At 46.3% G+C, this 11,721-nt stretch carries 10 protein-coding genes and 2 pseudogenes (1 of these 12 only partly in view); all 12 read left to right on the plus strand.

Annotated features, from left to right (window positions below; genetic code table 11):
- A protein-coding gene (locus LEP1GSC062_RS08775; RefSeq protein ID WP_010576989.1) for an NADH-quinone oxidoreductase subunit A crosses the window boundary here: on the plus strand, positions 1 to 12 show its final stretch. The gene continues 366 nt to the left of window position 1, outside the view; only the last 12 of its 378 coding nucleotides appear in the window; its start codon lies off the left edge, out of view; it ends in the stop codon at positions 10 to 12.
- Positions 3 to 563 carry an NADH-quinone oxidoreductase subunit B gene (locus LEP1GSC062_RS08780; protein ID WP_002630731.1) on the plus strand — a complete coding sequence of 187 codons (561 nt, stop codon included), beginning with the start codon at positions 3 to 5 and terminating at the stop codon, positions 561 to 563. Before LEP1GSC062_RS08775 ends, LEP1GSC062_RS08780 begins: the two co-directional genes overlap by 10 nt.
- Positions 560 to 1,096 (plus strand): NADH-quinone oxidoreductase subunit C, encoded by a 537-nt coding sequence (locus tag LEP1GSC062_RS08785; protein ID WP_010576988.1) that lies wholly within the window; start codon positions 560 to 562, stop codon positions 1,094 to 1,096. Before LEP1GSC062_RS08780 ends, LEP1GSC062_RS08785 begins: the two co-directional genes overlap by 4 nt.
- Position 1,097: 1 nt before the next feature.
- Entirely contained in the window at positions 1,098 to 2,315 is a 1,218-nt protein-coding gene (nuoD, locus tag LEP1GSC062_RS08790) for an NADH dehydrogenase (quinone) subunit D (protein WP_020983996.1), read from the plus strand.
- The gene (nuoE, locus tag LEP1GSC062_RS08795) at positions 2,315 to 2,794 is read left to right on the plus strand and encodes an NADH-quinone oxidoreductase subunit NuoE (protein ID WP_010576986.1); all 480 of its coding nucleotides are present in this window, start codon (positions 2,315 to 2,317) and stop codon (positions 2,792 to 2,794) included. The genes nuoD and nuoE overlap by 1 nt, the downstream gene beginning before the upstream one ends.
- Before the next feature lie 15 nt (positions 2,795 to 2,809).
- Entirely contained in the window at positions 2,810 to 4,144 is a 1,335-nt protein-coding gene (nuoF, locus tag LEP1GSC062_RS08800; RefSeq protein ID WP_010576985.1) for an NADH-quinone oxidoreductase subunit NuoF, read from the plus strand.
- Positions 4,141 to 5,181, plus strand: coding sequence for an NADH-quinone oxidoreductase subunit NuoH (gene nuoH, locus LEP1GSC062_RS08805; protein ID WP_010576984.1), 1,041 nt, complete (start codon positions 4,141 to 4,143; stop codon positions 5,179 to 5,181). Before nuoF ends, nuoH begins: the two co-directional genes overlap by 4 nt.
- Before the next feature lie 13 nt (positions 5,182 to 5,194).
- Positions 5,195 to 5,857 carry an NADH-quinone oxidoreductase subunit J family protein gene (locus LEP1GSC062_RS08810; RefSeq protein ID WP_020983991.1) on the plus strand — a complete coding sequence of 221 codons (663 nt, stop codon included), beginning with the start codon at positions 5,195 to 5,197 and terminating at the stop codon, positions 5,855 to 5,857.
- Complete coding sequence (nuoK, locus tag LEP1GSC062_RS08815; RefSeq protein ID WP_004503390.1) at positions 5,854 to 6,174, plus strand: NADH-quinone oxidoreductase subunit NuoK; 321 nt, start codon at positions 5,854 to 5,856, stop codon at positions 6,172 to 6,174. Before LEP1GSC062_RS08810 ends, nuoK begins: the two co-directional genes overlap by 4 nt.
- Positions 6,175 to 6,179: 5 nt before the next feature.
- Positions 6,180 to 8,118 (plus strand): annotated as a pseudogene (gene nuoL, locus LEP1GSC062_RS08820) (NADH-quinone oxidoreductase subunit L).
- A gap of 1 nt (position 8,119) precedes the next feature.
- Positions 8,120 to 9,816: pseudogene (locus tag LEP1GSC062_RS08825) on the plus strand (NADH-quinone oxidoreductase subunit M).
- Positions 9,813 to 11,288 (plus strand): NADH-quinone oxidoreductase subunit N, encoded by a 1,476-nt coding sequence (locus LEP1GSC062_RS08830; RefSeq protein WP_010576981.1) that lies wholly within the window; start codon positions 9,813 to 9,815, stop codon positions 11,286 to 11,288. The pseudogene LEP1GSC062_RS08825 and the gene LEP1GSC062_RS08830 overlap by 4 nt, the downstream one beginning before the upstream one ends.
- Positions 11,289 to 11,721 lie beyond the last annotated feature (433 nt).

Here is an 11,721-nt window from a genome sequence, read left to right on the forward strand (position 1 = left end):
GAATGGGATTGAGTGATTTGAGTAAAGCTCCGGGTCAAGTCCTGGGAGACATGCTCCAACTCGGAAACATCGAATCCGTGATTCAATGGGGAAGGGGCAATTCCCTTTGGCCTTTTCCTTTCGCTACCGCTTGTTGCGGAATCGAATATATGAGTACTGCCTGTTCCGATTACGACATTGCCCGTTTCGGGGCGGAACGTCCTTCGTTTTCTCCGCGTCAGGCGGACATGATTCTCGTATTGGGAACGATCACTTACAAGATGGCTCCCGTGCTTCGGCAGATCTACGATCAAATGGCAGAACCCAAGTTTGTCATCAGCGTCGGGGCTTGCGCTTCCTCCGGGGGAATGTTCAATACCTACGGAGTTTTGCAGGGGGTGGACCGAATTCTTCCGGTGGATATATATGTCCCCGGCTGTCCTCCCAGACCGGAAGCGATTTTAGACGCACTCGTTAAATTGCAGACGAAATTGAAAACCCAGGGACTGGAAGCGAGGCGTCAGGAAGTGATGCAAAAAATCCAGGAATTGAACGAAAGAAATAAACCCCTGGTCGTACGATGAAAGAAGAAGTAGAACGTTTCCTCAAAGAAAAATTTCCGCATTTTTTGGACGTACAAGAACCGATCGTCTCCAACGTTCCGGTTTTTTATCTCAAACCCGAAGGTGTGGTTCCCGTATTGAACGCTCTTAAAAATCATCCGACACTGAATTATAATTTTCTAAACGACTTAACCGCGGTGGATTGGCTCGGAAAAAAAGAGCCCCGATTCGAAGTCAATTATCTGCTTCGTTCCGGAAATAGGGCTGCGAGCAAAATTCAAATCAAGGTCCGGGTCGAAGACGGGGAATCTGTTCCGAGTGCGACTAACGTTTATAAGGGAGCCAACTGGCCGGAAAGGGAAGTATATGATCTTTTCGGAATATCCTTTATCGGTCATCCGAGCCTGGATCGGATTTTGATGCCCGACAATTTTCAAGGACATCCTTTGCGGAAGGATTTTCCGTTGGAAGGATTCGGTCAGGATTATCTGATCGAGGACCTGCTTCATATTCACATAAACGAAGATATAACCAAGGAAGGAGGGAAGAAGTAGTATGATGTACGAAAAGACAGCGGAACATTTCCAACAGAAATATAAAAATCTTCCCGAAGGACATCTTCTCGTAAACCTAGGGCCTTCCCACCCGGCGACGCACGGAATTTTGCAAAACGTGATTCAGATCGACGGGGAAAGAATCGTGGAAGCCGAGTCCGTGATCGGATATGTGCATCGTTGTTTTGAAAAATTAGGAGAACGTTATACATACAATCAATTCCTGGTCTGCACGGATCGGATGAATTACATTTCCACTCCTCTGAACAACATAGGTTGGATTCTCGCCGTGGAAAAGATGATGCAGGTGGAAGTGCCGGATCGCGTAACGTATGTCAGAATGATCATCTCCGAACTTTCCCGGATCATGGATCATATCATCTGCACGGGTATTCTCGGAGTGGACCTCGGAGCCTTTTCCGGGATGTTGCACCTCTTTCATCATCGCGAAAATATCTATCAGGTCATCGAAAAACTCACCGGCGCGAGATTGACCACGACTTTCTGTAGAATTGGAGGTTTGGAACGGGACATTTATCCCGACTTTGTCAAGGAAATCAAACTCGTCTGCAAGGGACTGAAACCCGCAATCGAGGAATTCAATAGTCTTCTTTTAAAGAATAAAATTTTTCTGGGTCGCACCGAAGGGATCGGAGGAATTTCTGCCGAAAACGCGATCGCTTACGGATTTACCGGGCCGAATCTCAGAGCCGCGGGAGTGGACTGGGACGTTCGTAAAGACGAACCCTATCTATTTTATGATAAGGTGGACTTTGACGTTCCGATCGGAGAAGACGGAAGCGTTCTGCACCGAAGTCTTGTGAGAATGGAAGAGATGCGTCAATCGATCCGGATCATCGAACAGCTCGTAGACGGAATTCCGGAAGGTCCTTGGCACGCGGATCTTCCGCATGCGTATCTTCCCGAAAAGAACAAAGTCTACAACAACATGGAAGAATTGATCTATCATTTCAAGATCATCATGCACGGCGTAAAGGTTCCTCCGGGAGAACACTACATGGCGACCGAAGCCGCCAACGGAGAACTCGGATTTTACATCGTTTCCGAAGGGGAAAAATCTCCTTGGAGAGTTCACGTTAGACGCCCTTGTTTCTGGTATTATCAAGCCTTTGCCGAACTCGTTCGAGGAGGACTTCTCGCGGATTCGGTCGCGACCATGAGTTCCTTGAACGTGATCGCGGGGGAGTTGGACTGCTGATGAGTTACAAGTTTAGCGACGTTTCCGAAAAAAGATTCCAAAAGATGTTGGAAGTATTTCCGGATAAACGTTCCCTCGTTCTACCTTGTTTGTTCATTCTCCAAAGGGAAAACGGTTTTGTGGATCAGGATGGAATGGCTTACGTCGCCGAACGTCTGGGAGATCCGATCTCCCTCGCACAAGTCTACGGGGTCGCCACGTTTTACACCCTCTACAACAAAAAACCGGTGGGTAAGTATCACATTCAAATTTGCGGAACTTCGAGCTGTTATTTGTCGGGGAGCGACGAAATCGAAGAACATCTTTGCAAACGTTTGGGAATTCATACGGGACAAACAACCCCGGACGGCAAGTTCACTTTGGAAGAAGTGGAATGTCTGGGCGCCTGCGGTTACGCTCCGATGGTCCAGATAGGCGACGATTTTTACGAGCAACTGACTCCCGAAAAAGTGGATCGGATTCTCGATAACCTGAACTGACAAAAGGAAATCCTTATGGCGGAAATGAAACTTCTTACGAAATACATAGACAATCCTCAGTCCGCCAAACTCGAGTTTTACGAATCGGTTCACGGTTACGACGGCTTAAAAAAAGCGCTTTTGATGAAACCGGACGATATCATCGCCGAGGTGAAAAAGTCGGGGCTCAGAGGAAGGGGCGGCGCGGGTTTTCCGACCGGACTCAAATGGTCTTTCATTCCGAAGGACATTCCAAAACCGAAATACATCATCTGCAACGCCGACGAAGGCGAGCCCGGAACATTCAAAGATCGTAAATTGATTGAGAACCTTCCGCATCAGATCATAGAAGGGATGATCATCGGAGCGAAAGCCATCGGTTCGAACAAAGGATTCTTTTACATTCGGGGAGAGTTTCAGAAAGGCGCCAAGACGATGCAGGCCGCGATCGACGAGGCGTACGCCAAAGGTTACCTCGGACAAAATATTCTCGGAAGCGGATTCGACTTCGATCTGATTTTGTACGAGGGCGCGGGCGCTTATATCTGCGGAGAAGAAACCGCGCTCATCAATTCCCTGGAAGGAAGAAGAGGCCATCCAAGATTGAAGCCTCCTTTCCCCGCCGTGTCGGGACTTTATCGTTCCCCGACCGTAGTGAACAACGTGGAAACGTTTTCCGCGATTCCTCATATTTTAGATAAGGGTGCGGATTGGTATTCCAAAATCGGAACCGAAAAATCTCCCGGGACGAGACTTTTCAGCGTGTCGGGTCACGTAAAAAGACCGGGCGTCTACGAAATCGAATTAGGAACTCCTTTATTAGAACTTGTGAATGATCTTTGCGGAGGAATCGTGGACGATAAACCTCTCAAAGCGATCATTCCCGGCGGATCTTCGGTGCCGATCTTGACGGCGGAAGAATGCAAAACCGCTCATATGGATTTCGAATCCATGGCGGCTCATAAGACGATGCTCGGTTCGGGCGCGGTCATCGTGCTCGCGGAAGGCGCGGACATCGTGGAAACCACCTATCGTTTTGCGAGATTCTACGCTCACGAATCCTGCGGTCAATGTACTCCTTGTAGAGAAGGAACTCATTGGGTTCGAGACATTCTTTATAAAATCAAAGAAGGGGAAGGAACAACCAAGGACATCGATCTGATTCTTTCTCTTTCCAGAAATATGGAAGGCGGAACTACGATTTGTCCGCTTTCCGACGCCTGTGTGGGAGCGGTTCGTCCTGCTTTGCAAAAATTTCGCGCGGAGTTTGACGCAAGACTCAAAGACAAACCGGAACCGGTTCCCGATCATCCTCGAAGAAGAAAAGAGGATAGGATCGAGTCCGCAGCGGGAGGAAGAGCGACTTCATGAACTGGAACGAAATTCTATTTTGGCTTTTGAAAAGCGGACTTTTCTTTTTTATTTTGATCACCGCCTGCGCGTATTATACTCTCGCAGAAAGAAAGGTCGCCGGTTTTATCCAGGATCGGAAAGGTCCGAACCGAGCGGGAATTTGGGGACTTTTGCAACCTCTCGCGGACGGAATTAAGTTTTTAACCAAAGAAGAAGTTTTCCCGACGCAGGTGAACAAGGTCATGTATTTGATCGCCCCCGCGATTTCGATGACCTGCGCGATCATGGCTTGGTCTGTCGTTCCCTTGGGCGGTCGGCTTCCTCTTCCGCAGTGGCTTCAAGATAAAACCGGTCTTACTTTTTTGGATTTGCAGATTGCAAACCCGGATACCGGAATTTTATTTTTGTTTGCGATCTCTTCTTTGGCGGTTTACGGAATTATCATCGCCGGTTGGGCGAGTAACAACAAATATTCGTTGTTAGGCGCCATCCGTTCCACGGCGCAGATGATCAGCTACGAACTTCCCCTTTCTATGAGCGTGGTTTCGATCGTGATCCTCACGGGTTCTTTGAAACTTTCGGATATCAGCGCTTCTCAAGCCGAACTTTGGAACATCTTTAAACTTCCGGGATTCATCGCGTTTTGTCTGTTTGTGGTCGCCATGTTTGCGGAAACGAATCGCTTGCCTTTCGACTTGGCGGAAGCGGAATCCGAACTCGTGGTCGGGTTTCACACCGAATATGGTGCGTTTAAGTTCGCATTATTTTTTATCGCGGAATATATGAACATGATCACGATGAGTTGTGTCGTAACACTTCTGTTTTTCGGAGGTTATCAGGTTCCGTTCGGAATTTTGGAAGGGCACGTATTACAGTCGTTATTCGGACTTTTTTTCTTTTTGGGAAAGGTTTTGTTCTTCACTTTTTTATTCGTATGGGTGAGATGGACTCTTCCCCGATTTCGTTACGATCAGCTCATGTCTCTCGGATGGAAAAAGCTCATTCCTTGGGCGGTTTTGAATATTCTGATCGCAAGTATCTATATACAATTTTAAGAATATAAGAAATATGCCATTTACGGAACAACCTCAGCTACTTCTGTTTTTTTTGTTTGCTTCGGTGATGATACTCAGTTCTCTTGGGGTGATCTTTCATCCGAACGCGATCACCGCCGCCGTCCTGCTTGTATTGAGTTTTTTCTCACTTGCGGCCATTTACGCGGTGATGAACGCGGTCTTTATCGCCACGATGCAGATTCTTGTTTATGCGGGGGCGATCATGGTACTGGTCGTGTTCGTATTGATGCTTTTGTCCCTCAGGGACGACGCACCCCAGTTTTTCATCTTTGAAAAACCAATTAAAAAACTATTATATTTGGGATTGGTACTGTTCCTGGGAGTTCTTCTTGTGACTGCGGTTCAGGACGGAATTCCGTCGGAAAGTTCCTCTCCGGTAGGATACGCCCAGAACAAAGACGGAAAATTTGTCGGATATTATTTTCGAGTTTCAAACAACGAATACGCGTCGGACCCGAACGCAATTTCCGGAAATGATGCGACTCCGACCGACGTTTATTCTCATGGAAACACCGCGGTAGTCGGAAGCGCGATGTTTTTACGATATCTTCTCCCGTTTGAACTCATCTCCATATTATTGCTCGCCGCTGTTTTAGGCGCGGTCGTGCTCGGAAAAAAGAATTTAGGAAAAGAAACGGAAGGAGGAAAGTTATGAGCCTCTGGATCTCCGGAATTCCGATGCACTACTTTTTGATTCTTGCGATGATTGTCTTTACGATCGGAGTCGCGGGAGTGATGGTAAGAAGAAGCGCGGTTTTGATCTTTATGTCGGTGGAATTGATCTTGAATTCTGTGAATCTAGTCTTTGTAACGTTCTCAAAAGCTCTTCATCAAGTCGACGGAGAAGTGGTCGTGTTTTTCGTGATGGCTATCGCCGCCGCGGAAGCTGCGATCGGACTTGCGATCGTAATCGCAATTCATAGGATCAAAAAGACGAGCTACGTAGATCAAATGAATCTGATGAAGTGGTAGGAAGAATGGAAATAGTAAATCTTATACCTGCGTTAGTCGCTCTTCCATTGATAGGATTTCTCGTTTCCGGTATTTTCGGCAAGTGGCTGAAAGGATTTACCGGGATTTTTTCCACAGGAGTTGTGTTCTTGTCCTTTGTTCTGGCTCTCGTTTCTTTCGTTCTGTTTCATCCGATGGAACGTACGATCCCGGAAATCGTCACCGTGTTTCCTTGGATCTCTACGGGGGGAATTCAGGTTTCATTTGCCTATCAAGTCGATCAACTTTCGCTTTATATGGTTCTGATCATCACCGGAATCGGAGCTCTCATCCATCTTTACAGCATCGGATATATGAAGGATGATCCGGGCTTTGCGCGTTACTTTGCGTATTTGAACTTATTTATCTTTGCGATGCTCAATCTAGTACTTGCAGAAAATCTAATACTTTTATTTCTCGGATGGGAAGGGGTGGGACTTTGTTCGTATCTCTTAATCGGCTTTGACTACCACAAAGAAACGGCCGCCAACGCTGGTATGAAAGCCTTTATCGTAAACCGAATCGGAGACTTGGGAATGCTTTTCGGAATTGCGCTTGTGTTCTGGTATACGGGAAGCGTTTCCTTTACGGAAATCACAGAATCGATTCGGGAAATACATTCTTTTCGTTATATACTACCGTTAGCGGCGGTTTGTTTTTTTATCGGGGCGATCGGAAAGTCGGCGCAACTTCCGTTACACGTATGGCTTCCCGACGCGATGGCCGGACCGACTCCAGTTTCCGCGCTCATTCACGCGGCGACGATGGTCACTGCGGGAATTTTTTGATCGCAAGACTCAATCCTATCTTTTTATCCGCGCCGCAAGTGGGGCACTGGATCGTGATCGTCGGATCGGTTACCGCTTTTTTGCGGCGACGATCGGGCTTTTTCAAAACGACATCAAAAAGGTGCTCGCGTATTCCACCGTTTCACAGCTCGGATATATGTTCGTTGCGATGGGGGCGGGCGCCTATGTCGCGGGGCTCTTTCACTTGATGACACACGCGTTTTTTAAGGCGCTTCTGTTTTTGGGATCGGGTTCCGTGATCCACGCGCTGCATCACGAACAAGATCTTAGAAACATGGGCGGACTTAAAAACCAGATGAAGGTCACCTGGATCACGTTCCTCATCGGATCCCTTGCGATCTCGGGAATTCCCCCTTTTAGCGGATTCTTTTCCAAAGATCTAATATTAGAAAAGAGTTATACTTATGGGGCTCTATTTTACGGACTTGGAATTGTCACTGCGCTTTTGACTGCGTTCTATATGTTTCGGATGACGTATCTCGCGTTTTACGGAGAATCCCGCGTTTCTTCCCACAAGGCGGAGCACTTACACGAGTCCCCGCTTGTGATGACGGTTCCACTTGTGATTTTGTCCATAGGCGCGGCGGTTGCCGGATTTTTGGAAGTGCCTCATTTCCTTTTCGGAGGCGCCAACATACTCACTCGATACTTCGATCCTGTTTTCGCCCCCATAACGACAATTTCGGAGATGATTATCAATGGCTCTGAAGACGCTCACGAAACCGGAGCGACGATCGAGTTGATCTTGGTTGCGGTATCGGTCGCCGTCGCGATCTCCGGAATCTTTATCGCGAGAACGATCTTTTTAACCGGAAAAAGACTACCCGAAGCGGAAGAATCGCACACGGGCGTGAAAAGAATTTTTTCGCAGAAATACTACATCGACGAGTTTTACAGAAACTTTATCGTGGATCCGATTGTCTTGCTCGGAAAATTTTTAGCTGATCATGTGGAAAGAAATTTCTTGGATTTGATACTGAGAGGCACGGGAAGGTTCGCGGTTGCGATCTCACTGGTTTTAAGACGGATTCAAACGGGAATCGTAGTCGATTACGCGATTTTGATTGTGCTCGGAACGGTAGTCATACTTTCCTTTTTTCTAATGAGGGGGCTGTAACTTGGATTTCCCGCCGTATATACTCAGTATCTTTTTATTTTTACCTCTGATCGGAGTTCCGTTTTTATTTTTGTCCAATCGGGTGGGTTGGCTGAGATTCATTTCCGGATCGTTCACTCTCGTTCCGTTTTTAATCATCGTGGGTTTGTATTTTAAATACGATCCTTCCAACTCCTCTCTTCAGTTTGTGGATCGTATCTGGGGCATCGTAGTGTCCGGAAATCTGAAAGTGGATTATCATATCGGACTCGACGGATTCAGTCTCCTTCTCTGCGGGATGTCTTCGTTGTTGTTTTTTCTTTCCACTCTCGCAACTTGGACGAGTATCACGACCAGAATCCGAGAATTTTACATTTATCTAATGATCGTGGAGATGAGCGTTCACGGAGTGTTCTTATCCGGAAATCTCGTGTTGTTTTATATCTTCTGGGAGGCTATGGTTTCTCCCATGGTGCTCATGGTCGGAATTTGGGGAGAGGATCAACGGGTCAAAGCGGCGATTAAGTATCTGATTTTTTCGTTTACCGGATCCGTGCTGATGCTTGCAGGAATTCTAATACTCTATTTTAAAACCGGAACGATCGTGATCGAAGAGCTGTCAACGGGACTTCTTCCCGAAATTTCGAAAAACATCCGTTTATTTATATTTTTTGCATTCGTATTGGCGTTTGCAATTAAGGTGCCTTTGTTCCCGCTTCATACCTGGATGCCGGATGTACACTCGCAAGCTCCGACCGTCGGTTCCGTGGATCTTTCCGGGATTTTATTGAAGATCGGACTCTACGGCTTTGTGCGGTTGGCGATCCCTTTATTTCCCGAAGAAATGTTGGAATACAGGGAACTCCTCGGAGGACTTTGTATTGCGGGAATCATCTATGGTGCCGTGATTGCGATGGCTCAGGAAAACTCGAAACGAGTCGTCGCGTTTTCTTCTCTTTCCCACATGAGTTTTTGTATGCTTGGAATATTGAGTTTTACCGAAGAGGGAATGGCGGGTGGAATGCTTCAGATGCTTAACCATGGATTTACCGCGGGGATGCTCTTCTTTATGCTGGGGATGTTGCACGAAAGGATCGGAAATAACGACATTGCGAAAGCCGGAGGATTGTCGAAGTTGCTTCCGGTATTTTCGGTTTTTTTGCGATCGCGATTTTTTCTTCTTTGGGAGTTCCCGGAACCAACAGTTTTATCGGGGAATTTCTGATCATCCTCGGAAGTATCAAGGCAAACGTCGTATACGGAGCGTTAGCCGCAACTGGAGTCGTGTTTGCCGCGGGATATCTATTGTTGTTCGCAAAACGAATGCTCTTTGGAGAACCCACAAAAAATCTGATCAATCATCACGATCTCAGCCTGAAAGAATGGGTGATTCTCATACCGACCGTCGCGATGATTTTTTGGATCGGAATTTATCCGAAACCGTTTTTAAAAGTGTTGGAACCTTCCGTCAAAGTCGCATTAAATTCCGCGTCCGCGAAAGTGATTCAAGATCGGTCCTTAAATTCGTTTAAGGCAGCGGACTTGAATGGAAAATCTGTCGATGTCGTAAGGAAATACGTGTCTTATAAATCTTTAGGAGGGGAGCCCGGTCGTTACGAAGAGCGTCTCAAAGGATTTCAAAGTAAATATGCCTTACCTGGATCGATCCGAAAAGGAAAAGAAACTTCTCCCGAGGGAGATGATGAGGCTCTGAAATGAATTTTATCCCGAACTTCCTCGATTTATTTTCTATTCTTCCCGCATTGATTTTAGCGGGAGGAGGAGTGTTTCTGATTTGCCTTTCCGTACTTTTTAAAACGAAAGAATTTCTAATCGTACGATACGTGTCCGGACTGGTTCTCCTCGTTGCATTTGGGAGCGTGTTTTACACCACGTTTCAATTTCCCGGAAATAGTGGAACCTATTTCGGCGGTCAGATCGAAAATTCCGTATTGTCTTTTTGGTTAAATCTAATTTATCTTTCGATGGCGATCGGAACCGTGGCGATCGCTCCCAGAATATTAAAAAATCATAATGTAGAATTTCCCGAATTCTATCCTTTATTGTTGTTCGCAACCTGCGGAATGATGCTCATGACTTCCGGACAGGACTTCATTCTCGTATTTGTCGCACTCGAACTGATGAGTATCTGTCTTTATATTCTGATCGGAATGGCGAGAAGCGATCTGTTTTCTTTGGAAGCGACCTTGAAGTATTTTCTCTTGGGAAGTTTTTCCTCCGGATTTATGCTGATGGGAATCGCCTTTTTATTCGGCGGAAGCGGATCTACGAACATAACGGCTGCGTTAAAGCCGTTGGTGATCGCGGGGTATCAAGGGAACTTTGCAAAGATCGGACTCGTTTTGTTTATCACGGGAGTCGCTTTTAAAATCGCGCTCTTTCCTTATCACGCATGGACTCCCGACGCATACGAAGGCGCTTTAACTCCGGTAACGGGTTACATGTCCACCGCATCTAAAACTGCTTCCATCGGACTTTTGCTTGTTCTTTATACGAAACTTCCTCTGTCTCTCGAAGGCAGCACTTGGGCGTGGTTGCCCGGAATTCTCGCGTTGTTATCGATGGTATATGGGAACTTACTCGCATTAAAACAGGAAAATTTAAAGCGAATGCTTGCGTATTCTTCGATCGCACACGCGGGTTACATTGTCGCCGGGATTTCCGCCGGAATCAAAGAAGAAGTGTTATTCTATCTCATGATATATTCTTTTATGAGTTTGGGAGCGTTCGCTATTTTGGCGTATTTGGAAGATGGAACGAGGCAAGTAACTTTCTTTTCCGTTCAGTCCTTGTCGGGGGTAAAACCTTTTACGGCGATCGCGATTAACATCTTCTTTATGTCCTTGGCGGGAGTTCCGCCGTTTGGGGGATTTTGGGCGAAGTTGTTTCTCTTTCAAAAAATTGCCGAGTCGGAACATCTGATGAATCGAATCCTACTGATAGGCGGCGTGATGAACTCCGCGCTCGCACTCTATTACTATCTGCGGATCGGAATCGCCACATTCATGAGCAGCGACGAGGGGGAAATTTCCCGCAATCACGCGGCTCCTTATAGTATCGGAGTGACGGTGGTCGTCTTGATTTGTCTCTTTATGGTCGTGTTCGGTTGGTTGTCGATCGTTCCCGGAAATCTACTCGCGATCGGCGCGCTTCAGCATTTGAGTTACTGACCCAAAGGCGACTTCCGAATAATGGATTTGAGAGTCGCTACGAATTTTACGTTTCGTATTTTTCCCATTCGATGAGCAGCGGAGAGAGATGCTTTTCTTATACTTATCCTCTAAAATGCAAATATGAATTCGAATTTGATTTTTCGTATTCTTAAAGTTGAATGTCGTAAAGAAACATATGTCCTGCTTTGTGATTTTTATAATAAATAACGTGAGTTCGGCGTAATAAATCCGAAAGTGATTATTATATTGCGCCCATAAGGAGCAACATTGAGTTGACTACTCGGACGTATGAAAATGGTACCAAGAATTAACGAGCGATTTTTGCAGAGATATAGAAGTCCTCACAAAATTGCGCCGAATCCAGAATTGTTGACTTTTTTAAAGAAGATCTAACATTCTAACTTTTGAAACAAACTTATTACAGTATTCT

The organism is Leptospira alexanderi serovar Manhao 3 str. L 60, from assembly GCF_000243815.2.
Classification (GTDB): Bacteria; Spirochaetota; Leptospiria; order Leptospirales; family Leptospiraceae; genus Leptospira; species Leptospira alexanderi.